The 25,429-nt window shown below is 61.4% G+C and carries 20 protein-coding genes and 1 pseudogene; 8 read left to right on the top strand and 13 right to left on the bottom strand.

The window, feature by feature from the left end; all coding sequences use genetic code 11:
• Positions 1-12: 12 nt before the first annotated feature.
• Positions 13-4,551, bottom strand: a complete 4,539-nt coding sequence (locus AC1DXM_RS26820) for a strawberry notch-like NTP hydrolase domain-containing protein (protein WP_477237824.1) — start codon at positions 4,549-4,551, stop codon at positions 13-15.
• Between the two features lie 518 nt (positions 4,552-5,069).
• On the opposite strand from AC1DXM_RS26820, the gene AC1DXM_RS26825 reads away from it, so the two are divergent.
• Positions 5,070-5,459: a hypothetical protein gene (locus AC1DXM_RS26825; RefSeq protein WP_477237826.1), complete on the top strand. Its 390-nt coding sequence runs from the start codon at positions 5,070-5,072 to the stop codon at positions 5,457-5,459.
• Between the two features lie 138 nt (positions 5,460-5,597).
• On the opposite strand, the gene AC1DXM_RS26830 is transcribed toward AC1DXM_RS26825, so the two are convergent.
• The 4 genes from AC1DXM_RS26830 to AC1DXM_RS26845 form a co-directional block, all read right to left on the bottom strand.
• Complete coding sequence (locus AC1DXM_RS26830) at positions 5,598-6,194, bottom strand: DUF1419 domain-containing protein (RefSeq protein WP_477237828.1); 597 nt, start codon at positions 6,192-6,194, stop codon at positions 5,598-5,600.
• Positions 6,195-6,279: 85 nt separating this feature from the next.
• On the bottom strand, positions 6,280-6,672 hold the full coding sequence (locus AC1DXM_RS26835) for a hypothetical protein (RefSeq protein WP_477237830.1): 393 nt from the start codon (positions 6,670-6,672) through the stop codon (positions 6,280-6,282).
• 83 nt (positions 6,673-6,755) lie between these two features.
• Positions 6,756-7,232, bottom strand: a complete 477-nt coding sequence (locus tag AC1DXM_RS26840; protein WP_477237832.1) for a hypothetical protein — start codon at positions 7,230-7,232, stop codon at positions 6,756-6,758.
• A gap of 72 nt (positions 7,233-7,304) precedes the next feature.
• Complete coding sequence (locus AC1DXM_RS26845; RefSeq protein WP_477237834.1) at positions 7,305-9,452, bottom strand: ParB/RepB/Spo0J family partition protein; 2,148 nt, start codon at positions 9,450-9,452, stop codon at positions 7,305-7,307.
• 447 nt (positions 9,453-9,899) lie between these two features.
• On the opposite strand from AC1DXM_RS26845, the gene AC1DXM_RS26850 reads away from it, so the two are divergent.
• On the top strand, positions 9,900-11,195 hold the full coding sequence (locus AC1DXM_RS26850; RefSeq protein WP_477237836.1) for a DUF2130 domain-containing protein: 1,296 nt from the start codon (positions 9,900-9,902) through the stop codon (positions 11,193-11,195).
• 66 nt (positions 11,196-11,261) lie between these two features.
• Here the strand turns inward: AC1DXM_RS26850 and AC1DXM_RS26855 are convergent, their stop codons facing one another.
• A complete protein-coding gene (locus AC1DXM_RS26855; protein WP_477237966.1) occupies positions 11,262-12,458 on the bottom strand; it encodes a DUF932 domain-containing protein in 1,197 nt (398 codons plus the stop codon).
• 312 nt (positions 12,459-12,770) lie between these two features.
• Here AC1DXM_RS26855 and AC1DXM_RS26860 point away from each other — a divergent pair, with 312 nt between their 5' ends.
• Complete coding sequence (locus AC1DXM_RS26860) at positions 12,771-13,988, top strand: DUF1173 domain-containing protein (RefSeq protein WP_477237838.1); 1,218 nt, start codon at positions 12,771-12,773, stop codon at positions 13,986-13,988.
• A 59-nt stretch (positions 13,989-14,047) separates the two neighbouring features.
• On the opposite strand, the gene AC1DXM_RS26865 is transcribed toward AC1DXM_RS26860, so the two are convergent.
• The gene (locus AC1DXM_RS26865) at positions 14,048-14,365 is read right to left on the bottom strand and encodes a DUF982 domain-containing protein (protein WP_477237839.1); all 318 of its coding nucleotides are present in this window, start codon (positions 14,363-14,365) and stop codon (positions 14,048-14,050) included.
• 231 nt (positions 14,366-14,596) lie between these two features.
• Here AC1DXM_RS26865 and AC1DXM_RS26870 point away from each other — a divergent pair, with 231 nt between their 5' ends.
• Together AC1DXM_RS26870 and AC1DXM_RS26875 are read left to right on the top strand one after the other, a co-directional pair.
• On the top strand, positions 14,597-15,181 hold the full coding sequence (locus AC1DXM_RS26870) for a DUF309 domain-containing protein (protein WP_477237841.1): 585 nt from the start codon (positions 14,597-14,599) through the stop codon (positions 15,179-15,181).
• A 294-nt stretch (positions 15,182-15,475) separates the two neighbouring features.
• Positions 15,476-15,940: a Ros/MucR family transcriptional regulator gene (locus tag AC1DXM_RS26875; RefSeq protein ID WP_477237843.1), complete on the top strand. Its 465-nt coding sequence runs from the start codon at positions 15,476-15,478 to the stop codon at positions 15,938-15,940.
• Positions 15,941-16,076: 136 nt separating this feature from the next.
• On the opposite strand, the gene AC1DXM_RS26880 is transcribed toward AC1DXM_RS26875, so the two are convergent.
• From AC1DXM_RS26880 to AC1DXM_RS26900, 5 genes and pseudogenes are all read right to left on the bottom strand, one after another.
• A complete protein-coding gene (locus AC1DXM_RS26880) occupies positions 16,077-16,289 on the bottom strand; it encodes a cold-shock protein (RefSeq protein ID WP_095777381.1) in 213 nt (70 codons plus the stop codon).
• 344 nt (positions 16,290-16,633) lie between these two features.
• Positions 16,634-17,839 (bottom strand): plasmid replication protein RepC, encoded by a 1,206-nt coding sequence (gene repC, locus AC1DXM_RS26885; protein WP_477237846.1) that lies wholly within the window; start codon positions 17,837-17,839, stop codon positions 16,634-16,636.
• A 154-nt stretch (positions 17,840-17,993) separates the two neighbouring features.
• Positions 17,994-19,028, bottom strand: coding sequence for a plasmid partitioning protein RepB (repB, locus tag AC1DXM_RS26890; RefSeq protein WP_477237848.1), 1,035 nt, complete (start codon positions 19,026-19,028; stop codon positions 17,994-17,996).
• Positions 19,025-20,206 carry a plasmid partitioning protein RepA gene (gene repA, locus AC1DXM_RS26895; RefSeq protein ID WP_477237850.1) on the bottom strand — a complete coding sequence of 394 codons (1,182 nt, stop codon included), beginning with the start codon at positions 20,204-20,206 and terminating at the stop codon, positions 19,025-19,027. The genes repB and repA overlap by 4 nt, the downstream gene beginning before the upstream one ends.
• A gap of 871 nt (positions 20,207-21,077) precedes the next feature.
• Positions 21,078-22,041: pseudogene (locus AC1DXM_RS26900) on the bottom strand (tyrosine-type recombinase/integrase); the annotation flags it as partial.
• A 129-nt stretch (positions 22,042-22,170) separates the two neighbouring features.
• Between AC1DXM_RS26900 and AC1DXM_RS26905 the strand changes: the two are divergent.
• Positions 22,171-22,560, top strand: a complete 390-nt coding sequence (locus tag AC1DXM_RS26905) for an MbcA/ParS/Xre antitoxin family protein (RefSeq protein ID WP_477237852.1) — start codon at positions 22,171-22,173, stop codon at positions 22,558-22,560.
• A complete protein-coding gene (locus AC1DXM_RS26910; RefSeq protein WP_477237854.1) occupies positions 22,557-23,075 on the top strand; it encodes an RES family NAD+ phosphorylase in 519 nt (172 codons plus the stop codon). The genes AC1DXM_RS26905 and AC1DXM_RS26910 overlap by 4 nt, the downstream gene beginning before the upstream one ends.
• Before the next feature lie 41 nt (positions 23,076-23,116).
• Here the strand turns inward: AC1DXM_RS26910 and AC1DXM_RS26915 are convergent, their stop codons facing one another.
• Positions 23,117-24,349, bottom strand: a complete 1,233-nt coding sequence (locus AC1DXM_RS26915; RefSeq protein ID WP_477237856.1) for a site-specific integrase — start codon at positions 24,347-24,349, stop codon at positions 23,117-23,119.
• Positions 24,350-24,474: 125 nt separating this feature from the next.
• Here AC1DXM_RS26915 and AC1DXM_RS26920 point away from each other — a divergent pair, with 125 nt between their 5' ends.
• Entirely contained in the window at positions 24,475-25,428 is a 954-nt protein-coding gene (locus tag AC1DXM_RS26920; protein WP_477237858.1) for a DUF1403 family protein, read from the top strand.
• Position 25,429 lies beyond the last annotated feature (1 nt).

Raw genomic sequence — 25,429 nt, forward strand, 5'->3', positions numbered from 1 at the left:
GATCGCCTCCATTCACGCTGCGGATGCGCGGTCGGTGACGCCGACCAGCGTATGGCGATCGAGAAGCGAGGCGAGAATGGCGGAGCCATGCCCGCCCATCGGGATGAACAGCCTGAGCTTCCAGGAGATGATTTCCGAGATCATACCGAGGGCCTTCAGCCGGGGGACCATCGCGTCGGTGAAGCCGATCAGTTCGACGCGGTAATCGTTCATGACGCGACTGCGGCGCAGGATCAGGCCGTCGGCAAGCTGCAAGCCGATCCTACCATCGATCAGGCCCGTCCATGCCTCGTCCGGTGCAAGCGTCGGCACATTGTCGATGCCGAGATTGCTTAACATACTTGCGACCAGCGTCGGGGCGATGTGACGGCCGATGATGCGTTCGCCGCCATCGGTCTGAATCCGGTAGACCTGGCAATCATGGTCGGGCAGACGCCGCCAGATCGGCAGGAGCAGGCCGGTGACGATGTGGAAGGTGCTGGTGGTGAACTCCGGGACGGCGGCGACCTCTGCCCGCCAGAGTTCACAGAACAGCTTTCGGTCGGCCGGCTGCCAATGGGTTTCGGCAAGGGCGTCAAGGCCGAAGCGTAACTCGTCGGTCGGCCGCAGCAACCGCACACGGTGCTCGACTGTGCCGTCGTCGAGCATGAGGCTTGCGGTCGGCAGCTGGATCGCTGCGCGACTCGACCGTGTGTTGACTAGCAGGACTGATTGCAGCTCGGCGCGCGCGATCGCCAGCGCGTCGGCCAGACCAAGCGGCCGGATCCGGTCCTTGCGCGCGACCGTCAGCACATGCGACTGCGCCCCCGAGACCGGATGCGTGTAGACGGTGCGCCGATCGGTGACGACGATGCTTTCCGCCGTGATCGTCTCCAGACCCTTGTCGTAGGTGCCGGCGGCAATGGCGCCCTCTACCTTCGCCGTCATCAGCTGCTCGAACACCTCGAAGAGCAGGTTCTGCGTCTCGATGCGCAGCGCGAGCAGCCGGTTGAGCCAGGTCGTGATCGGCGGCAGCTCATCGCGCAGCCCGCCTTCGTCCGTCGTCAGCGACAGGCCGGTGACCGTCTCGAAGGTGGTGAGCGAGCAGCCGTCGATCTTGCCCTGGTGCAGCAGATAGTAGAATTGGCGGAGCGCCGCACGGGCATAGGGGCTTTCCAGGTTGTCCTCGGACCGGAACAGCCCTGCCCCACCGGTCTGGCGCTGGCCGCGCGTAATCGCACCCAGCGTGTCGAGCCGCCGAGCGATGGTCGACAGGAAGCGTTTGCCGGCTTTCACATTGGCGGCCATCGGCCGAAACAAAGGCGGCTGCGCCTGATTGGTGCGGTGGGTTCGTCCCAGCCCCTGGATGGCGTTGTCGGCACGCCAGCCGGCTTCGAGCAGATAGTGCTTGCGCAGCCTCTGATTCTTTGCCCCGAGATCGGCGTGATAGGAGCGTCCGGTGCCGCCGGCGTCCGAGAAGATCAGCACGCTCTTGTCGTCATCCATAAAACTCTGGGTCTCGGCGAGATTGGCCGAAGCTGGACGGTTTTCGACGGCGAGCCGGTCGATGCCGTAGCGGCCGGTCTTCCTGACGATGCGGCGCGAGCGACCAGTCACCTCGGCAACCGTGTCGGTGCCAAAGTGATGGATGATCTGGTCAAGGGCACTGCCGACCGGCGGCAACGACGCAAGCCGCTCGACCATCTCGTCGCGCCGGCGAACCGCCTCGCGGCACTGGACCGGGTTGCCATCTTCGTCGTGAACAGGCCGCGAATAGAGGTTCCCTTCCGCGTCCGAGTATTCCTCGAACAACTGGGTGGGGAAGGAATGCATCAGGTACCCGCCGACATACTCGCGCGGCGTGACGTCGACATGCAGGTCGGACCATTCCTCGGTCGGGATTTCGGCAAGTCGCCGTTCCATCAGCGCTTCGCCGGTCGAGACGATCTGCACGACCGCCGAATGACCCTCAGTCCGGTCCTGCTCGATCGCTGCGATCAATGTCGGCGTCATCATCGAGGTGATGAGGTGGGAGAAGAAGCGTTGTTTGGTGCTTTCGAAGGCCGAGCGTGCCGCCGCCTTGGCGTTGCGGTTCAGCGTGCCGGAATCGCTGGTGATATTGGCCGCCTCGAGCGCGGCGTTCAGGTTGTTGTGAATGACCTGGAAGGCGTCCGCATAGGCATTGTAGATGCGGATCTGCTCCTCGGTCAGTTCGTGTTCGAGCAGATTGTATTCGACGCCGTCATAAGAGAGCGAACGTGACATGTAGAGGCCAAGCGACTTGAGATCGCGGGCAAGCACCTCCATCGCCGCGACACCGCCGTCCTCGATCGCCGCGACGAACTCGGCACGGTTGGCGAACGGAAAATCCTCGCTGCCCCAGATGCCGAGGCGCTGCGCATAGGCCAGGTTCTCGACGGCGGTGGCGCCGGTGGCCGAGACATAGACGATCCGAGCATCAGGCAGCGCATGCTGCAATCGCAGGCCCGCCCTGCCTTGCTGTGATGGCGCGACGTCACCGCGCTCGCCCTTGCCGCCCGCGGCATTCGCCATTGCGTGGGCTTCATCAAAGACAATGACGCCGTCGAAAGAGCTTTTGGTCCCGGTCGGACCTTCGGTCCTCCCTGCCGGGTCTTCCTTTGTCCCAGTCAGGCCTTCGGCCTTCCCCGCCTCTTGCCCAACCCAGTCGATGATCTGCGCTATGCGCGACTTCTTGCCCTCGCGCTCCTGGGAACGGAGTGTGGCGTACGTCGTGAAGAGGATGCCTTCGGCAAGGCGGATCGGCGTGCCCTGCCGATAGCGCGAGAGCGGCTGGACAAGGAGACGTTCCTGGCCGAGTGCTGCCCAGTCCCGCTGGGCATCCTCGAGCAGCTTGTCCGATTTGGAGATCCAGATCGCGCGCCGACGGCCCTGCTGCCAGTTGTCCAGAATGATGCCGGCGACCTGTCGCCCCTTGCCGCAGCCGGTTCCATCGCCCAAAAACCATCCACGGCGGAAGCGGACCGCATTCTCGGCGCCTTCGGGGGCGGCCGTGACGACATCGCAGGTTTCGTCGACCGTCCAGGCGCCGGCGAGATGGCCGGAATGCGCATCCCCGGCATAGATCACGCTTTCGATCTGGGCGTCTGACAGCAGACCCTCGTCGATGATCGCGTCTGGAAGGAGGGGCCGGTACGATGGTTTCGGCGGCGCGACCGCGGCCATGGCGGCCGACTGCACCAGCGGCGTCGGATGCGGCTTGGCGCGCGCGATTTGGATCGACTGGAGTGCGTAGGGCTCGTAGATCGCGTCGGTGAGCCGGCCGCCCTCCTCGGGCATCCAGTCGCGCAGTCCATAGGCAAGCGGAACGGCAGGCGTGGCGTCTGGTACGACTGGTCGGCTGGGCTTTGCTCGGGCAACTTGACGGACCGGCCGGATTGTTTTGGCAGCAGACGCCGCAGTTGCCGTAGGTGCCGCTCCCGGCGTGGATCGCGTAGCCATCTGCATGGCGGCATTTCGCAGGATACCCCTCGACAGGGCGCTGATCGAGTCCGGAAAGCCGCCCGGTGTACGGGGCGGCAGGTCGGAGATCCACGACAGCAGCGTCTCGACGTCCGAAGCCTTGCCCGGCGACGTAACGAATCCGGTCGGGTCGCTGGAAGGAATCTTGTCGATGATGGTCAGGCGGGTTTCGGCCGTCGTGCCGTGGCGGGCATAGACACGGCCATCGATCGCGGCGGTGAAAACGACCCTGCCCTGCTGCTGGAGCCGCTCGAAGGCGGGCCGCCATTTGGGGTTTTCGGGGGAAAGCCCGGTGCCGGTGATGGCCACAAGGCGCCCGCCGGGACGCAGGCGGGCAAAGGCGGAAGACAGATGCCGCCATGCCGCGTCGGTGACATGGCCGTCGACGTAAGCGCCGACCGTAAAGGGCGGATTCATCAGCACGACGGACGGTGCGACGGCAGCGTCGAGATGATCGTCGATGTGGGCAGCGTCGTGCCGGGAAACAGGAGCGTGCGGGAACAGCAGGCCGAGCAGACCGGCGCGCAAGGTCGCAAGCTCGTTGAGGACGAGTGAAGCCCGGGCGATCTCGGCATGAACGGCGAGAAGGCCGGTGCCAGCCGAGGGCTCGAGGACGAGGTCCGAAGAGGAAATCGCTGCTGCGTGAGCGGTGAGGAAAGCGAGTGGCAGCGGGGTCGACAGTTGCTGCAAGGCTTGGCTCTCGTCGGAGCGCCGCGTGTGGGTGGGAACAAGTTCGGCGATGCGCCTCATCATCGCCAGTGTCGCCTCGGGCGAAGCCGACCGGTACAGTATCGCCGGCCCGAAGCGGCGCAGAAACAGCATCTGGGCGGCTTCGAGCGCCTCATAGGCATCCTTCCAGACCCAAAAACCTAGTGCGTCGGTGCCGCCGAAGCTGTCGGTCATGGCCGTGCGTAATGCCGCGGTGGTGATGGGCTTGCCCTGTTCGAGAAAGGGCAGGAGCGACACTGCCGCCTGGTGAATCGTCTGGGCGGTGTCGATGGCGTGGGATGCTGCCGCGGTAAGGGGAGCGACCGTCTGGTTGACGGTCGACGTGGTCGTGACGATGTTCATGGAGATGTCCTTCGAGCGAGAGAGTGTCCGCCCCGCCGGCACTCTCTGTGCTCCGGCCGGGCCGTACTCCTCCCGGCCCCGCTCTCCCTCCCTGCGACAAAGCGGGTTGCGCTGTTAGGAGCCATGACTCAATGACCGGCGGGGGGTGCGGCGATCCGGAGCGATCGAAGTGATGCTGAAGTTCAGGATCGTAGGTGAAGTTTGCGAGGATGATGCACCTAACCTACAGACAGTGCTGAGCGCAGCGTATGAAACGCGGGGAGCGGCCGCTCTGCCTGTGCAAGGAACCAAGCGGCCGATGCACATCGCCCGCATGGGGTAACCAGTTTCTCATCAAGCGCATGACGCTGGATGATCCCATCTGACGAACTCCGCGGTCTCTGCGCGCTAGCCCAGACGGCAATCCGGGGCTGTCGAACTAACCCAAAGCCACGACAATCAGGTCGCTGTGAGCAGACAGCTGTGCACAAGCTGGGGCGTCAATTGCATTTACCGCTGCGTTGCAAGCAGTTTCTCCCATGGCGACGGATGAGTTGGATGCGCTGGTTTTCAGGATGGCGCTCGAAAGCGTCCCCGCCCTTCCCCTAAGCTTCGGTGAGAAAGCGGCCGAAATAGCCGCCAGGAGCCGCGGCATCCTGCTTTTCGACGTCAGGATCGAGGGTGACGCGGCGGTCCAGCGCGTCGCGGCCATTCAATATTCAAGCGATCAAATGGGTATACTGGCATTGGACAAGCAGGGTTCTGGAACCCGCCATTGCATCATCAATGACGGGTTCTCAAGCTTCATCGCTCCGCTGGAAAATTGGACCAAATTGCCATTGTCAACGCAGGCCACAATCGACATCACAGGCCACGTCAGCCTCTTTATCGGCGCCCTGCGAAACGCGGGTTACCTGCTACGCGGCTAGATTTTACCAAGACGGATTTTCTTGCGCGACTGACGCGAGATCACCCTGTCGGGGTGCTCAGTGCCGGAGTCTCGCAGGGCCTCATATGCTACACTTAGTCCCGCCGTGGGTCCTTCCTCGTGCTTTCCCTCTTATGATTTACCCGGCGACATGGGGCACGGGCAGAAGCTTGCCGATCTCTTCATCGGTAAGTTCCTCAAGCAGCTTGAGGACTGCCCCCTGCCTGCCGGCATTGACCAAGATGGTTCGCTTGCCGTGATGCTCCGGCGGCCAGGCGTCCGCACGTGTCTCGCCGGCGATGCCCTTGAAGTCGGCATGGGTGGCAGACCAGATCGCGTCGAGCTTTTCCTCGCACGTCATGATGTCGACGGCGCCCGTCTCGTGGGCGATGATCGCCGCGCGCATGGCGTCCGGACTGCGTTTGTCGGAGAGGTCGCAGAAGCCGTGGAACCATCGTTCGCGGCCACGGATCCTGATGGCGAAAAAGACGCTGGTCACGTAGCCAGCCTTGTATTCGGAGATGCCGAACATGCCGGTTCGCTGGAACAGCGGCGGCAGGAGCGCGAGCATGAAGTGGTATTGCTCGGCGGCAATCTCGAAATACTCGCCGGCGTAGGGCGTGCCGGAAACTGGATCTATACCCGGGATGTCTTTGTGCCGGCTGAAGAGCCGGAACATCTGCTCGCGCGTTGCGACGCCGTCGAACACCTTTCGGAACAGGGGATGGGTGGACATGGCTGCTCTCCGGAAATAGCCGGTCGCCCGCCACAGCAGCGCTGCAGCGGGTGACTGTTGGCGGGTGACGGGATCGGTGGGCAGTTCAGGCGGCGCGGCGATCCGCGGGAGGCGCGGCATCGTGTCCGACGCCCGTAATGGCGCGGACCGCTGCGGCGAGCGCCGGGATGTCGTCGAGCATGCCGAGCGCGACGAAGTGGTTGGCCCCGCCGGTATAGTCCTTGCGGCCCTTGCAGGTGCGGATCAGAATACCGTGCCCCGACGACAGCCCGAACTGGCAGACCTGGATATAGGCGCGGTCATGATGCAGGGTGATTTCACCGGATACGGCGATGCCCGCCCTATTCGAGCGCAGGTCAAAGCTACCCGGCGGCAAGGCAAGTTCGGCGACAAGCTGTTTCAGCCGTGAGCGCGCCCTCGTATGAAAACGTCTTTTCTGCTGCTCGTCGTAGGAGCAGCTTCGGTTCCAGTCGAACATGTTGATCTCCATAGAACGGAACAGGCCCGGCGATCGCTGCGCGTGCCCGGGCCTGTCATCGGTTGGTTTATGCGGTGAGGAAGTCAGGCGGCCGCCCGACCCTCGATGACGTCGGCGCCGACTTCGTCGGCCGAGACCTCCTCGAGATAGGCCCGGCTGTACGAATTGCTGGCGAGCCAGCGTTCGGCGGCCTCGTGATCCCTGGCGAGATGCAGGAGTTCCGGGCTGTCGCCCAGGTCCTGCAGGACACGCACCATTCCGATCGACGGACGCTCGACGATCTCGAAACGCAGGCTGCTCTCGACCGACCAGGTGCGCCGGACCGAGATAACGATGATGCCGCCCTCGCCGAAATCGCCGTCATGCAAGGTGGAGCAGGCTGGAGAGCTATACGTCGCCCGCGACCGTGGCGGCTCCTTCTTGACGAGTCGGCCTGTGCCGTTGCGGCTCTCCCAGGCAGACAGCTTCTTTCTGAAGCGGGTCGGCGGTTTCGGGGCACCGTCCGAATAGCGGATGACGCTCCCCAACGGGGCGGAATCGTAGACGATATGTGCGGACATGCGTTTTTTTCCATGGCGGAAACAAAAAGGGCCCGGCGGAGATGCCGGGCCCAGTGGTGAGTGGGAGGCCGATTACTCGGCGGCCTGGAGGTGATCGGACTCCTCGCCGGCCACGGTCACCGGTTCATCGGAGGGCGTACCGGTATCGTCGGCGAGGAAGGCCGGAAGCTCGGCGGCATTGCCGTCGAGTGACGTCTCATCCGTCAGTTCGTCGTTGACGGCGTCGGCGGCTTCAGCAACCGCGTCGTCGACATCGAGGCGCAGCGGCTCAGGCAGCCAGCTCGATCCTTCGAGAAGGCGAGCAGCCTCGCGTGCCATCAAGTCCTTCTTCATGTGGTCGATCAGCTGTGCGGAATCCTCGCCGCGTCCCTCGCGCACGGCTTGAACGATCCGGGCCTTGGTGACGCGGCCGAGATAGTTGTCCACCGTGGGCGACCAGCCAGCCTCCACCATGTCGAACTGAAGCGTGGCAGCGAGTGCATCGGCATGGGCAAGCGCGCCTGGCCGCCTGTTCCACGGCTCGACGACGGCGTTGAGCGAGAGCGACGCGCAGTGTGCGAACAGCGCCTTGCGACTTGCTTCGTCGAGACCGAGCAGGAACTCCCAGAGATTGCTGCTGTCCGGCATATCCCTGTCCCAGGCCTCGTGACGCTCGGCGATCTCCTTTGCCCAGGGGGTCTCGGCGAGACCCTGGACCTGGCCAAAACTGTTGCTCACCATGTTGATCTCGAGGCAGCTGTCCTTGGCGAACCGGTAGAACACCTGCAGCACGAACGAGTGGAGAACCGTGACGAAGGCAATGTCGACGTCAGTTGCGAGCGCGTTGCGCAGCGCAAGCGTCTTCTGCGCGGTGAGATCGAAGACGAGGCGATCGGGCAGCGGCTTGATCCCTTCGTCCTCGGGCTCTTCGGCCGTGTCGGATGCGTCGTTCACGGAGCGGCCGTTGACGACGACGTGATTGGCGCCGTCATCTTCGGACTGCGACGGGTCGCGATCCCCGCCCTCGGCTTCATCATCGCCCGTCTCGACCCGTGGTTCGTCCTCGGGGCGGACAAAGCCGGCTTCGATCTGCAGCTGGCCGTTGGCGCCGAGCGCGACAAACGCCCCGGCGATGGCCTTTTGCGCCGGGTCATAGACCTGGGGGCGATCGCTGAACGCGTCGAGTTCGGCGCCGAGCTGATCGAGCTTGTCCTCGATCTCCTGGTCGGCGTCCTCCATTTCGGCATACTTCGCATCCAGCGCATCATACTCGGCCTTCACCGCGTCGTAGCGAGCGATTTCCTCGGCGCTCAGCTCCGCCGGCTCGGCATAAACGCGCCGCATGCCGGAGGTGTGGCCGTATGGGAAGCTGATCGCCGCATCGACCCATCTCCAGCCGTCACCGCGAACGGCTTCGGCATCCACTTTCAGCTTTTCGAAGACCAGTTGCTCAAGAAGAGCGGCATCTTGAAACCAGCCGCCGGAATCCTGCTCGAACAGGTCGCGGAGGATGACGCCGCCGGCATTCTCATAGGCTTCGGCACCGACATAGACCGCGCGGCGATCGTCGGCCCGCACGGTGGTCTCGGTCAGGAGGCGCCTGATGTAGTAGGGCTCCTGCATATGCTGGTCGTTATTGATGCGCTCCCAGACCTGCTCCTGGCGGGCATGGTCGTCGGAAATCGAGAACGCCATGATCTGCTCGAGCCGGATTTCATCCTTCTCATAGAGATCGAGCAGTTTTGGCGAGACCGAGGCGAGCTTCAGTCGCTGCTTGACGGTCGCCGCCGACACGAAGAAGCGGGCGGCGATTTCTTCGTGATCGAGTCCCTGGTCGCTCAGTGTCTTGAACGCCCGGAACTGGTCGAGAGGATGGAGATCCGCGCGGTGGAAATTCTCGGCCAGAGAGTCCTCTTCAGCCGATGTCGCCGTGCTTCGATTGACGATGCACGGTATCGGCTCGTTCTTTGCCAGCCGCTTCTGTTTGATGAGCATGCCGAGCGCTAGATAGCGACGACCGCCGGCGGGCACCTCGAACGTCCCGGTCTCCTCCCCGTCTTCGCCAAGGACGGGACGGACGTTCAGGCTTTGAAGCAGCATGCGCCGCCCAATATCTTCGGCGAGTTGTTCGATGGACACGCCGTCCTTCACCCGCCGGACATTCTTCTGCGACAGCACCAGCTTGTCGTAGGGAATGTTTTCCGATGGGTTCATAGCGATCTTCTGAATGGCCTTTGCCATGGTCAGGTTCTCCGTGACGGGCGGCCCGGGGCCTCTCCCTGGACCTCCAAGCCCGTCAGGAAACCTCCCCTCCCCCCTTTGCCTCTGGCGCCGGCGCCAGCGCAGGCAACTGCGGCAATCGGGTCATGCGCGCTATGGACAGCGCAGCGGATCTATGACTTCAATTTTGCAGATTTCGGTACTTTCGAGCTTGCCTAGTGCCCCCAACTTATCGGCGTAATCCGGCCTGGCACCCTTCAGGTGTGCCGGCTGGCTCCCAATACAGCTAAATTCCTGGCCTCGGTCGCCGCGTGCTTCTTTCCAGCAATCTGCAAAAGTGAAGCGAACTTTCGCCGGCCTTTGCGCGGGGGATAACTCCCTACGTTCGCTCTTTGTTCTTTCCAAAAGCAGTCACTAAGATATAATCTGGCTCCCCTTTCATCCAGCTTCCTCTGCGAGTCACCGCGAATGACAGTCCAGCCCAGGATTCTCAATGAACCGACAATCAGCTGCCCAAGCTGCAAGGCGGACATCAAGCTAAACGAATCGCTCGCGGCTCCGCTGATTGCCGCCACCCGTGAGGACTATGAGCGGCGTTTGGCGCAGAGCAACGCTTCCATCGCGTCCCGAGAGGAAGAGCTTCAACGCAAGCAAGTCGCAATTGAAGCCGCCCAGTCGGATATCGACAACCAGGTCGCAGCAAAAATCAAGCTTGAGCGCGTGGCTATCGCGGCTGAGGAGGCCCGCAAGGCCAAGCTGCTGCTCTCGGTCGATCTTGAAGACCGGGACAGGAAGCTTGCCGAGATAGAGGCGACGCTCAAGGCGCGGGACGAGAAACTCGCCGAGGCTCAGCTGCAACAAGCGGAATTCCTGAAACAGCAACGTGCGCTCGATGATGAGAAGCGCGAGATGGCGCTGACCATCGAAAGAAAGATCCAGGAAGGACTGGACGCCGTTCGCATCAAAGCGAGGTCCGAAGCCGAAGATGGCCTCAAAATGAAGGTGGCAGAAAAAGAGGAACAGATCGCCGGTATGCAGCGTCAGATCGAGGAGCTGAAGCGCCGCGCGGAACAGGGCTCTCAGCAGCTACAGGGCGAGGTCCTTGAACTCGAGTTGGAGTCCCTCATTGCCAGCCGCTTCCCGATGGACATCATCGAACCGGTTGCCAAGGGCGAGTTCGGCGGAGATGTCTTGCACCGCGTGGTCGGACCGGCCGGCCAGCCCTGCGGCGCCATCTTGTGGGAATCGAAACGCACCAAGAACTGGAGCCAGGGTTGGCTAGGTAAGCTCAGAGGAGATCAACGAGCCGCGAGAGCGGATATCGCGCTGATGGTCTCGGAAGCGTTGCCTCCCGGCGTGGAAAGTTTCGATCTTGTGGAAGGAGTCTATGTCGCCCAGCCCAAATGTGCGATTCCGATCGCCATCTTGCTCCGGCAATCCCTGATCGAGCTGGCCAACTCCCGCCTGGCCCAGGACGGCCAGGCTACGAAGATGGAGCAAGTCTATGGCTACCTGACAGGTCCCCGGTTCCGCCACCGGGTGGAGGCGATCGTGGAAAAGTTCTCGGATATGCAGGAGGACCTCGCCAAAGAACGCAAAGCCACAACACGCCTGTGGGCCAAGCGCGAGGCGCAGATCCAAGGGGTGATCGAGTCGACCGTCGGCATGTACGGCGACTTGCAGGGCATCGCCGGAAAAGTAATGCAGGAGATTGAGGGGCTGGATGTGCCGGCAATTGGAGTGTCTCAACCCGAAATCGAATAGCGAAGGCGCCGTCCTTGTGCTCGAGGACGACGCCCGAGATAAGCGGAGGAGGCCGGAATTGGATACTCAACCGGCGAAATCGAGAAGTTTCTTGGCCTTGCCTTCCATCTCCAAGCGGACATCCTGGTGCGGCTTGTCACGCGCGACCCTTGTGATGCCCTGCACAAAATCGAAGATCGACTCCGGCGGCCGGCCTTCCTCTGCCAACACGGCATCGATGATTTTGGTAGTCTCCGCCTTCGAGAAGGCGCGCTTGCGCAGGAAGCTCTCGCGGTCTTCATCGTCGCGGGCGACGATCCGCTCCCGCGCGGCCTTGATGCCGTTGACGAAAGGCATGGGCGAGGATTCGGCGAACTGGATCAGCGCCGGTTCCGCCTCGGCGGCGAAGCGGGACGCCGCATATTTTGAATGCCGGATGGTGATCTCCTCAAAATTTTCCACGCCCCAAAGATTGCGGTTCTGGCATACCGCACGAAGATAGAAGCTGGCGATTCCCAGTGTCCTGGCGCCGACTTCAGAGTTCCAGCAGTAGAAGCCGCGGAAGAAAAGATCCGGATCGCCGTTCGGCAGCTTTCCGGCCTCGATCGGGTTGAGGTCGTCAACCAGAAAGACGAAGACGTCGCGGTCTGATGCATAAAGTGTCGTCGTGTACTTCGAGATGTCTACATTGGGGTTGTAGATTCCCGTCGACCAGTCGAGTACGCCCGGCACTTTCCAGCGCGTGTCGCCGGTGCCATTGCCGGCAATCTTCTGCACGGCCTCGACCAGCTCATGGTCGAAAATCCTGCCGTAGTCGGGACCGGTCACCGCTCGCAACTCGAGGCGACCGTTCTGGATTTCGAGCGTCTTTACCTGCTCTGCTCGCTGCGAGGTCAGCCCGTACTGGAGATTGATGGCGGCGAGCGGGGCCGGGAGCTGGCGCAGGTAAGCAGCTGGTGCGCCGACCAGGCTGGCTAGCTGGCCAAAACTCCAATGCGTGGGCGCAACCGGTGCCTCGGCATCGGGCAGCATAAGCAGGAGGCGTTCCGCATCGTCGCGGCTGGCTTCGACGCGGATCCGTTCGCTTTCGACAATGCGCGTACGGCTGCGCTGCGATCGTGCTCTCACCGAGTTCCGGAGGTCGGTGAGCGACAGGTACCGTTCGTCGGCCGGCCGGTTGAACCACTCCGACGACACGCGGCCGACGCGCTGGCCGCGGCTGACGTCCACCTTGTAGCCTGCGCGCGCGTTCCGCGCCGGTGCCTGAATTTCCATCTGTGTCATGGGTTTGCTCCGCGGCGGACGCCGGGAGCCTCTCTCCCGGAACTTCATCCGCCAACCTCAGCCCGCGCCCGCCCTTTTCCTCTACTGGCCGCACCGTCGCCTATCGAAGCGCCTGCCGATGCGGCAGTGGCCACGCGCACGCCCAAAGGTGAAGACCAGCTCCAGGCCCAGGGCAGGTGTTCAGCGAACCTCGCGGCCCGGTTTCGGCGAGAGATGCGGCCTGCTTTGTAGTAAAACATGCCCGCTTGCTTCGATGGCAAAACCATGACTCAATGGGCGTGGGGATGCGGCGGCGCCCGGAGCAATGGAGGCATGCGACGTTTCAGACTTGCTGACCAGGTGATCGAGGAGGCGGCGCCGGGTCTTCAGGATGTGTTGGCCGATGCATATCGCAGAAAGCTGCGACCGATTTGCCTGTGCCAGGAGCCCTGCCCCACGATGTATATTGCGCAGGTTGGCGATCAATACATCGTCAAGCGGATGCCGTTGTCGGGGGGCGGCCATGATCCTTCCTGTTCCTCTTACGAGCCGCCTGACGAACTGTCCGGCCTCGGCGTGCTGACGGGCAGCGCAATCCAGGTCGACCCCGAGAGCGGCACGGCCGCACTGAAGCTAGACTTTCGCCTGTCGAAGGTCGGCGCGCGATTTGCGCCGGCAGCTGGCGCCATAAGTTCGGCCAGCGTGGTCGGGGACACCAAGAAACTATCCCTTCGCGGCCTGCTTCATTATCTCTGGCACGAAGCGGAACTGACAGTCTGGACCTCGCGATGGGCTGGCAAGCGTCATTGGTGGAATATTCGTTGGCACCTCGTCGAGGCCGCGCGTCAGATGACGGTCAAGGGCGGAGTGCTTAGCGAAATCCTGTTCGTGCCCGAGCCGTTCCGGTCCGCCGACAAGGCCGCGATCGAGCAGCGGCGCGCGGAAGCGCTTGCTTCCGCGCGGCCCCCGAAGAGCGGTCCCAGAAAGCTGATGATCCTTGTCGGTGAGGTCAAGGAGTTCGGCCCGGCTCGGAGCGGCCACAAGTTGATCGTCAAGCACATGCCGGGCTTCGTGTTCCTGCTGGACGAGAGCCTTCATCGTCGACTTGAAATCCGTTTTGAAAACGAGATGGCACTCTGGGGTGCGGATGATGCATCCCACTTAATAGCGATTGCGACGTTCGGACTGACGCCGGCTGGGCTGGCGGTGATCGAGGAAATAGCACTCATGGTGGTGGCGGAGAACTGGGTCCCTTACGAGTCCGCCTATGAAAAGAAGCTGGTCGACGCCCTCGCCAGAATGAGGGAGCGAAGCGTGAAAGGGCTGCGCTACAATCTGCCGACGGACAAGCCGACTGCGGCTGCGATACTGCAGATACAGCCACGGCCGGTCGGACTTTACGTAGTTCCCCCTTCGGCCGATGGCGTATATGAGGAAACGCTGAGGGAATTGGTCACGTCCCGACCGGAGTTCGACTGCTGGATCTGGCGGACGGCCGACAGTGAGATGCCGACATTACCAGTTGGTCAGGACCGGGTACCCCGCAGATAAAGCATGGTTCTCCGACGGCGATGCCGAGATGGACGAGATTCATCAGCGCCGTCATAGCCTCAATCGCCACGCAGAATCTTTGCTTCGAGCGCGGCAGAGACGAAAGCACGCCGAGCGGCTGTTGGATGAGCCTCTCCACGCAATACGCGCAGACAGGCGTCCATCGCTGTTTTGCGCTTCTCAGTCTGACGATCGAGATGTCGCAGCAAAATATTGGACGCGTCATTGATATCGATCACGAGACGCTCCGGGCTGTGGCGGCTGACCTGAACAACGACTGGCCGTTCAAATCTGCTCGAGCCGGTCATCACTCCCCCAAACCCCGCAGCGACAGCCTCGCTCGGACATATTTCCTCAGCCGAACGATTCGGCTGCATCCCGACTGCTAAACTTGATCGCTAGCATCCATGCGGTGATCATGAACGCTGTTTGGTTAATGTCTGGTGGCGTGGGATTTGGCTAGCTCAATTTCGAGAATGTCGCCTTGGGGCAAGTCTCGTACAATGTGTCTAAGCCTATCACTGCACTTTTCCGCTGCCTACCTTACACGCAGTGGAGGTTGGGACCTCCCACGGGTGTGCTATACGGCTTTCATGGCTATTGGTTCGATGTTGCGCCGGCGCTGGCTGCCGGAAAAGAGCTTCCCGTCCTATGCGTATCTGCCGGGCAGGCAACCGCATCCGGTGCGCGATCCCGCGGGACATAGCTACAACAGCGAAGCCATGCCGTTGGCGGCAAAGGCGTCGCTGGATTCAGGCATATTCCTCTGGGGTCTCGACCTCTTCAACCACGGCTATTACTGGGAAGCCCATGAGGCATGGGAAGGGCTGTGGCAAGTTGCAGGCCGAGGCGCTCCGCTTCGGACGCTCTTCAAGGGATTGATCCTGTTATCGGCAGCCGGCGTGAAGATCCGCGAGGGGAAGCAGGCGGCAGCGATACGTCATGCCGGACGCGCCGGGGCGGTCCTTCGTCGGCTGATGAACACGGCCGATCATAGCTTCGAGCGTGCGCTCGGCATGTCACCCGCAGCGCTCGCCGACCGCGCTGAAGACGCGGCAAGGACCCCGGCAGCCTTGCAGGCGACAGTGCTCGGTCAGCCCCAACCCGTTTTTGACTTCATTCTCGGACCAAGCTCCGGCGACAGGCCAGTCGGCTCGCAAAAAACGGTCATCCGAAGAAGACACCAGGAATAGACCGGGCCCGTTGGGCCTACGTCATTGACGAACGAGGAACACCAGGTTTCATTCACCTGGCCGTATTTTCGTGTAGCGCGGAATTTCGTCATGTTGTTTTCCGAACTACAAACGCTCAAGACGGCACGGCTAGACATCGGCCCGGCGCCTAGCAGCCGACGATTACTGTGCCACCGGGTATTAGAATTGGCTTATAGTGATACTAAGCTGCCGAGACATTTATTGCTTTCAGCGGCAGCCGCCCCTATGTAGCAGAACTTCGCCTGCTGTCTTTCAAGCCACCCGGAGAGTTTCATGACAGAAGAAGCCGATCACAATCTCGACACCCTCATTGAGCTTACCGCCGAGGTCATCTCAGCCTATGTCTCGAACAATCCAGTCCCGGTGGGCGATCTCCCCGCCCTGATCGGCCAAGTACACTCGGCTTTGAAAGGCACAGCCGGAACCGTCTCCGCAGCGGAGCCGGAGGATCTCAAGCCTGCGGTCCCGATCAAGAAGTCGGTGATGGCGGACTACATCATCTGCCTTGAGGATGGGAAGAAATTCAAATCGCTAAAACGCCATCTGTCGACCCACTACGGGCTGACGCCGGACGAGTACCGCGCCAAATGGGGCCTGCCGGCGAATTATCCAATGGTCGCGCCGGATTACGCCGCTACGCGCTCGGCGTTGGCCAAGACCATGGGGCTCGGCCGCAAACCGAAAGAGCCGGAAAAGCCGGCGCCGGCGAAGCGGACCCGCAAGAAGGTCGCAGCCTGACTTTATCTCTCGAGGGCCGTGCGGGAGCGCGCGGCTGCTATCGGCAGGATCTGCTCAGAATGTGAAAGGAAAGGCGGAAGACCAAACTCCGCCTATCTCGCGTTCATTCCCCTCTTGCCGGGACGCAGGAGAAAATTTAGCCGGCTTTACTGAGGCTGCCGGCAGAGGACTTGCCAGTGCGACGGTCCTGTTCGATCTCATAGTTGATCTTCTGACCTTCATTCAGAGTCGAGAGGCCCGCGCGTTCGACAGCGGAAATGTGGACGAAAACATCCTGACCGCCGTTGTCGGGCTGAATAAATCCAAATCCCTTGGTGCTGTTGAACCACTTCACCGTTCCAGTCGCCATACGCGTTTCCTTTGTACCATTGCAAATTGGGCAGGCGGTTAGGCCATTCCGTTTTTGAAATCCAAGACCTTCGAGCTATTCGCAGCAAATCGAATAATTGCAAGGCCTGCTTCGATCGGCCGGCGGGTGGTTGCGCATGCGCCACTGTCGCTCGTGTCGGCGTGACGAAGGCACTGGCGCCGTTTCTTGCCGCATGGTGCGACGTCGGTTCGGCGCAAATGAATTCCTCTCCCGTTCCGTGAAATTTGATCGCCTGCACACTGTCCAACCAACAAAGGCGCCGCGAGCTTCTCGATCCCGCGGAAGCCATATTAGGTTGGAACCGGCAGTGGGATTGGCGATCGTCATCCCGTCATCCTTGCTGTGGCGCCGTTCGCCTTGAGCGCCGCCATCAGCATAGGCCCGACCGAAAACGCCCCCGCCCTGGCCTTGTCAGTTAGCACGCGCAGATAGCCGCCGGCGGAATTGATGTGCTGAGCACGTTGCAGGATACAGGCAATCACGATCGCAGCGGTTTCCTGGCCCATCGCATGGCAGGCCTCCTCATACGCAGATGGCGAGACGCCAAGGTAACCCCGCACCTGGGCGGCGGTAATCATGAGATCGCGCCAGTTGCTAATTCCGTCGACGGCATAGTCCGCAATTTCCGGGCAGGCTTTTAGCACCAGCCCCAGCGGATAGGCTTTCGGGGGCTCTGCGATCTTCGTCCTTGGCTCGGCCGTCGCCCCGCTTTTCTCTAAAGCAGGTTCAAATTCAAAAGTAGAGTCGGTATTTGAATCAGATTGCTGCCGCTCGTTTTGAGAGTCATTGCCGCCCGGATTCGTGGATTTCATATGATTGTCCAGCAGCTTGGTCACGTCCTCGTGTAGTGCCGCAAGATCCGCGACGATCAGCTTGAGCTCGGCAATGCAGGCTCGGCGCGGAATCGCCTCCACAACGCCGCGGAAGCGCTTCCACAGGCCTCCCCAGTCGCCAGGGACGTCTTCGTCAAGGGCCGCCTCTATCAGCTTGTGGATGTCGCGGCGGTGCAAGGTGATCCGCTCCCGCATAAGCCTGAGCGCCCTGTTGTCGGCGCGAACACGCTCGGCTGCTGCCTCGAACTCGTAAACCCGGGCCAGCAGCGGCGCCAAGGAGAAGCCGAATGCTTCCTCGATCTCCCCTCCTCTGCCCTTGCGGGCGTAACGCTTGCCGTTCGGGCTGTCCCGACGGATGATCAGCCCGCAGTCCACAAGAGCCGCAAGGTGCCGCCTGAGCGTGGCATCAGGCATCCCGTGTGCCCGGAGGGACAGCTGAGCGTTCGAGGGAAAGACGATGAGGTCGTTTTCCTCATTCAACTCACTCTCAGGATAGAACGACAGCAACGCATTCAGGACGGCCAGGGCACGATCGCCGATGCCGACGATGCTCTTGCCTTCGCAGAGGTTGCGGTAGATCTGCCACTTGTCGACGACCCTGCCCTTGGGAATCTCACGTGACTCGCTTTGCGCTGCCAACATGGCAAGCGACATCGGCCGCCGCCCAAAGGGCGTCGTTGCAATACCCGTCTCCATTTTCTTTCACCCTCGATTAGGCAAAAGAAATCTGCTCGCCAAAACGACGCCAATGACTCTTGACAGTGATTCGTGGAGATGCGATTCTCGGAGTGCTTAGTTCAGAGAGAGGCTTCCACGGCTTGCCGTTCGGGGGCCTTTTTCTTTTGCGGTTTCAGACTCCTTGTTTCGTGGTGGACTTCCGAAAGGCCTCAAACAGGTCGTCCAGTTGTCCGGCGATAAACGCTGCGAAACGCGATCCTTCGGCCTCTCCCACGGCAATCATGGTAGTTTTTCCGTTGTCTTTGAGGCTGACGCTGACCGTTTTGTCTGGAGCAGCCCAGGATTTCATAGCAATCATGGGCTTTGGTGGCTTGGCCGGAGCCGCAGGTTCTTTAATCGCATTGGTACCCGACGGCAGCGTCTCAAGAAGCATGATGAATCTGTCATCGGACGTTGCCTCGCGGAATTTGTTTTTGTGAGTAAGATCGAAGGCTTTCGCGAGTGAGCCGTTGACGGAATAGCGGTTTGAGAATTCCTGCCATCTTCCTCGACCAATTCCGGGGGCTTTGCCAATCGATTGCAGTATCTCCTTGTTGACCGAGGACGCAATTTTGATCATCTCGGAGACGTGCGATTTTCCGGTCGACAACGAAGCGCAGATGGTATCCCGTTTGTATCCTGCTTCCTGTTGCGCAAGCGCAAAAGCGCATTTTTCGATGTATGAAAGATCCTCTCGAGCGGTGTTTTCTTCCCCTTGGAAAATGACTGCTTGTTCATCAGTTAACTCGCGGACGGCCGCTTTGAATCCGATCCCAAGCTGCTTAGCTGCCGCTAGTCTTCTGCGACCATAGACGATTTGAAACTCGCCATCCTTGCCTTGTACTGGCCGAACCAATCCAGGCACAATTTGACCGCGCTCCCGCATGGATTCTGTGATTTCAGCAATGGCGGAAATCTCATATGCGTCATCATATCGATCGGTGATAGATGACGGCCGTATTTTGTCGGGATCGAGTTCAATGATCTGTTCGCCTGACTTCAATAACTTGTCGGCGATATCGCTACGCTCTTGCATTTGGCGAACACCAGCCGCTACCTTCATCAGGTGTGGGGATGACGTGCGACGGCTGAGGCCCTCCTCCGAATTCTCCTCCCCAAGTTGCCCCAAAACAGCAGCAAACATGCCCTTAGAATCTTTGCGGCTCACTGTTCACGCCTCCATGCCATTGTGATGAGGCTTTCTATTTCCGCGTTCGCGGCATTGATCGATTCGATTGCACGATCATAAGTTTTAGGTGCCGAGAACCTCGATCGTTGCACTTCGTAGAGGCTCTGCTTCCAAGTGAGAGCGTCGGCAACCGCAGTTGATTTGGAGACTGAATTCAGAAGTAGATCCTCGCCAAAAACTTGACGCATTAGGGCCTGCATGTTGGCTTGAGGGTGGTCGTTCGCCTCAAATTTGGTGATGAGGAATTTGGCGAAATCCCAACGCGCACCTGCACCAGCCTCATCCAGGATTTGCATATAAGACGCGGCCAGCTCCAAAAACTTGCCTGTGGAATCGACATCGAGCATGTGAGCCGGAACTGGGATGAGGACCCCGGTAGCGGCCGTGAGCGAGGAAAGCGTCAGGAAATTGAGCGACGGCGCGCAGTCGAGAAGAACGATGTCGTAGCGATCAACGATCTGTTCTAGAGCCTGTGACACTCGAAGAAGGAAACTCGTTCCACCGCTCTTGCGCATCTCAAGGGTAACGGCGGTTTCGAATTCTGTCAGCTCAAGACCGGCGCAGATGACGTCGAATCCGATGATATGTGTCTGATGCACAATTTTTTCTGTTGGCACCGGATCGTCAAACCGGATCGCCGAGTAAAGGGTGTCACCTTCTCGGTAGTCAAATCCGGGTAATGCTCCTTGCAGACTGGTTAACGAGGCCTGGGGATCCATGTCGACTGCGAGAACGCGATACCCGCGAAGTGCCAGCCAGTGACCCAAGTGAATAGTGGTCGCTGTCTTGGACGATCCGCCTTTGAAGTTGGTGATCGCAATGATCTGGCACTCTTCGCCATCAACGCGACGAGGATTGATCCACTTCTTTCGCGCCTTTTCCGCCAGATGCATCCGAAGCTCAAGCACCTGCCCCACGGAATATAGGCGCTTTCCGGTGGTTGTTGTTTCTGGCTCGGGTCCCTGCCCTTTTAAGGAAACCTGTCGTATGTAAGCTTCGGTCACCCCCAGCAATGCCGCCACTTCGGTCGAAGTGAATTTGCGCATCGTACGAACCGCGTCAGGAGGATACTGAGCCAGCGAAAGATTGTTGAGTGCCTTCTCGAGTTTCGTCGAAAAGGTATTCATGAATTGAAGGCTACTTAGATGCCGCGTCACCCAGATTCTCCTCTTGCACCCAGCCACAATGATAGCGACTGTGGTTAACAAGCCGTTAACGCCACGCCAACTACGCCAACTTTTCGAATTACGCGGTTTTTCCGTTACTGGGCTTATGCCCGATTCGGAGTTTTCGGGCAAATGGACACAAGGCAGTTCCCAGCTGGGAACTTTTCGTGATCGCTGGCTTCCTGTACCTCAAAGTTGCAGCCGACGTCGGTGTTCCGGTTGGCCCCTAGCTTCCCGCGTACGGCGGCGAGCGTCCTACAACAGTGCAGGCAGCTTTCGGCGCCAGGAAAGACCCCCACATTTGCGCGGCCGCGAAATTCCCGTTGTGACGGCAGGGGCGGAGCTCGTGCAGTTGTTCGCGGCGGCAAGCGATCGGTTATGTTGTGATGCGGTCATGCCACGCCGCTTCCGATGTCGCTTCGGAATCGCCCGACAGGCTGGCCAGTAGGACGCCCCACGGCCCCCTTCCTGCAACGAGGCATCCTTTCCGGGCCGAGCGGTTCCCGCGAATGGCAATTCAATGGCTAGGATTTGTCGCCAGCCGTCACATGCGATTTGCCAGCAATCGACACCGTTTGGCACGTGGGCGTCCTGCACCCTCCTCCGGTGCGTCGACGATGAGGCAAGCAAGAGGCCGCTGCAGTCGCTAGGCAACTTCCCTCTGGGTCCAGTCCAAGTGTTGGCGAAGGATCCTGAGGACGTATCGAGAACCAAACTTCTCGTACAACTCGTCCGCCCGTACCTTGAGTTCCCAGCTGGGAACAGCTCTTGAAGTTAGAGGCTTGCACGGCACCAAAAACCTAGACACCTATCAACTCTATGGTTGGGCATGTGGCTCTCGGGTGGGTTGGCGCTTCCAGAGTCACCTGCGGCTGGAGGCGAACCGGACCCTACAATCCTTAGTTAGATTGAGGCGAAAACGGTCACGCGCTGATACTTGCGTGTCATCTCGGCAGAGGCGTGGCCAAGCTGCTTCTGCTCATAGCGTTCACCAACCTCGGCGGAGGACGCGAGACCTGCGCGCAGCCAGTGCCCGGAAAACTTCTGTGCCCGCTCGCCTTCAGAGAGATCGCCGCGCACGCCGGCGGCCAAGGCAGTGCGATTGACCAACCGGGCCACCTCCTGATCGTTGAGCCGTTCGGCGCCGACCATTTTACCCTGACCAGTAACACGGCGGAACAATGGGCCATGCGCAATTCGGGCCAGCCTCAGCCAGTCTGCAGGGCGACGACCGGCAGGTGGCGTCGGAAAAGCCGCGACCAATTTCGACCTCGCGCCAGCCGGTCTGGCCTCGCAAGCACGCCTTTGTCTGGAAAGAATTCAATCCAGCGGCGACCGTCGTCGGTTTGATCGCGCGCAACATCGAGGCCGACGATTTCGGATCGGCGCAAGCCAGCGGCGAAGCCCAAAAGCAGCATGACGCGGTCGCGCAGACTGCGCAGTGTGCCGCGTTCGAGCGTCTCCAGCATGGCGAGAAGATCGTCGCGCAGGATGGCTTCCCTTTGACTGGAAGGGGGCGTGTTTGTTACGGATGCCGGCGAGCACGTTCGCGATATGCCGGTCCTTCCGGTCGAGTGGTCGACCGCGTTGCGTATAGTTCCAGGTCAGCGGCGACAGGCAGCGCTCGATGGTCGACACCGACTTGTGTCCCTTGCCGATCCCGAGGCCTGGGCCGTGATATAGGGCCGACGATTTGTGGGTTTGGCGGCTGCGGATCAAACGACTGCCGCCGGCACCGGGCTCAAAATGAGCTTCCAGTCGGCGGCATAGGCGCGACGGGTGTTTGCCGAACTCGCTGCCTCGACATGATCGCGCGCACGGTCGGCTTGATCCGCGTGCGTGCTCGCGCGGTGGCAACAGCTTAAATTGGTTCGGTCCCTGAGCTTGAAAGCTGTCGAGAACTGCCATATCTTTTGCACGAGAAATATGACTCTCAGTATGGTAGGATGAATTCTGTGGCCCACGCACTTAAAATCCCCAAGCAGAATGGACCTCTCATCTTGTCCTATATGGATCAGAACGGGAAGATTGCGATCGAGCAGGTCGCGGACGGTTTTGGCATGTCCAAGGGCCAGTTGGCCCAGACCGCCGGTCTTGCTCGCGAGACCCTTTATCGCTCAGAGCGCAGCGCTACGGTTAAGACACAGGGGCGTCTGAGGGAAATGCTTGAGATCATCAGTCGCGTGACGGATTGGGCGGGCGGCAAGGAGCAGGCGATGGCTTGGTATCGAGCTCAGCCGCTTCCAGCATTTGGCGGACGCACTGCTGAAGCGCTGGTGAAGGAAGGCAAGGCCGCTGCGGTCCGTGATTATCTCGATCACATGGCCGTTGGTGGTTTCGCTTGAGGTTCGTTGGAACCTGCTACCGAGCACACGATCCACGTTGGGCATTCAAGCCGACTTCCGGCGAGGGGGCGGCGATCAGAGGTGCGCGATTTAATCCCAAAGGCGTGCCGGCGCTCTATTTGGCGCTGACCATCATGACAGCGGTCAAGGAAGCCAACCAGGGGTTCGCGCATCGGATCGATCCTTGCGTGCTGTGTTCCTATGAGATCGACTGCGACGACATCGCGGATCTGACAACTGAAGAGGCGAGGGGAGAATTTTCTATCGCGCTCGAGGACATGGCCTGCGCCTGGGCGACGGCTCTTAGCGACGGAGCGCGCCCGGTGTCCTGGTCCGTCTACGACCGGTTGCGGCCTCGAAATATTGCCGGCATCGTGGTCCCAAGTTTCGCGCCGAGCGCCGAGATGGAGGATCGTAACCTGGTGCTTTGGGACTGGGGTCCGGATCTCCCGCACAAGGTAACCGTATTCGACCCAAGCGGCCGGTTGCCGAAGGACCAACTATCCTGGCAATAACGCACTTCTCGGCATCCGAAGGGCGGGGAGGGGCGCGCGGCCTATAGTCCGCTCGCCTTGGTGAGATTGACACGGAAGCGATCGCGTCTGCGCTGATAGCGGCGAGTCATTTCGGCCGAGACATGGCCGAGCTGCTTTTGCACATAGCGCTCATCGACTTCGGCCGAGGAGGCGAGGCCAGCGCGCAGCGAATGTCCGGCAAAGATCTTCCCACGTTCGCCTTCCGGCAGATCGCCACGCACGCCGGCCGCCAGTGCGGTCCGCTTGACGAGGCGGGCGACCTCCTGATCGTTGAGCCGCTCGGCGCCGACTTTTTTGCCTTGGCCTGTCACCCTTCGGAACAGCGGTCCGTGCGCGATGCGCGCGAGCTTGAGCCAGGTCTCCAGCGTCACGACCGGGCAGGTGGCGTCGGACGAGCCGCGGCCGACTTCGACCTCGCGCCAGCCGGTCTTGCCACGCAGGCGGACCAGCAAACCCTTGTCGAGAACCTCGACCCAGCCGCGGCCATCTTCGGTCTGGTCGCGGCCGCAATCCAGGCCGACGACCTCGGAGCGGCGCAGCCCGCCGGCAAAGCCTAGCAGCAGCATGGCGCGGTCCCGCAAGCCGCGCAGGGTTCCGCGGTCGAGCGTTTCCAACATGGCGATCAGCTCCTCGGGCAACACCGCTTCCTTCTGCCGGGGTGGGGAGGCGTGGGTGTTGCGAATGCCGGCCATGACGGTCGCAATATGGCGGTCCTTCCTGTCGAGCGGCTGGCCGCGTTGCGCATAATTCCACGTCAGCGAGGACAGCCGGCGCTCGATCGTCGACACGGAATTAGGCTTCTTGTCGCCGGTCGCCTTTCCCGAGGCGCAGGCGGTGATGTAGAGCCCGACCACCTGTGGATCGGGCGGAGACATCTCGACGCCTTGCCGACGGCACCAGCTCGCAAATTGCTTCCAGTCCGAGGCGTAGGCGCGGCGGGTGTTGGCGGAGCTCGCGGCTTCGACATAGTCGCGGGCGCGATCGGCCAGCGCGTGGAGATGGGGCGTCAAGCGCGGGTTCAAGACGACCGGAAGGGGAGGGGAGGGCGCCAGGGGTTCCGCCGGCGGCTCTTCCGGCACCTTCCCCATCGCCAGCACGACGTCGATAATGTCGGGCAGGTCGTCCTCCGCCTGTGCCTCCAGATCGGCCCACGTTCGCGCGGTCGAAACATTGTCGGCCAGTCCTATGCTGTGAGACGGTCCGGAGGGTCGCGCAACGCGATTTTTGGGCTTCTGCGCGCTGAAAATGGCCATTTCTGATATAGAGAGCAAAACGAACGATAATGCAACATTATCGTTCGTTGTAGTGTTCCGACAAGCTGTGCGTTTTGCTGCGAAAGGGATGGCACAAAGCGCACAGCAGCTTTACCCTCCAAATCATGATTCGCCTCGATCTTGCGACCGCCAGCCCCGCGCCGCCGACCGTGCCGGCCTGGGCCGTCGTCGCCGGCAGCACGTCTGACGTTGCCGACGCCGCCTTCCAGGCGGGCGCCGCGTTGGCTTCGCTCGACACGCTCGTCCGCGGGCAGCCCGGCTGGGCCGGCGCCTGGCGGCAGCGGCTGGCGCTTCGCTGCGCCGCCGCCAGCATGCGGCTCGCCGGCCGCGCCGAGGACGCGGCCGCCTTGCGCGATGCCTGGCATTTGCGTCCCCCAGGTGCTGATCCCGGTCCCGCCGGCGCTATCTTTGGCGCCTGGCGGCAGTTGGCCGGGCAGCCACCCGCCGTTACGCCCTACCGGCTCGAGAAGGTACTCGACCAGCTTGGCCTCCATTGGGACGGTGACGCGCTTGCCGACCTTTGCATGCAGATCGAAAATCTCGCGGTATCCCAGCGGTCGGCGCCGTTCGACGCCGCGGTGATCGCCGCTGAGGTCGTCGCCATGCGTCCCGATGCCGAGCTCTTTGGCTGGTGGCTTGCCGACCTAGTACTGGCGCAACGCCTGGGCTGGCCGCAGCCCCTGCCGCTCCTAATGGCGCAAGTTTTTGGACCATCCTTCCGCACCGAGGCCGGCGGTGGCCGGCGCATCCGGCCCGGGGACAAGAATTTTGAGCGGGCGGTTTGCGTCGCGCTCGTCGTGGCCGCCGCGGATGCCTGTCGGTTGGCCGCCGAGCTGTCGCGGCGCGCCGAAAAACTCCTGTCGGTGGCGCCAAAACTGCGCGCCAAAGGCGCCGGCGACGTAATCTTTCTGCTGCTCAGTGAAGACGCCGTCTCCGGATCGCTGACGACGAAGAATCTTTCGCGCTTTGCATCGCGGCGCCTGTTCGAGCGGCTGCAAAGGCTCGAGGCCGTGCGCGAGCTCACCGGCCGCGCCTCGTTCCGACTGTTCGGGCTCTAGC

It is taken from the genome of Mesorhizobium sp. P3_A2, from assembly GCF_056403115.1.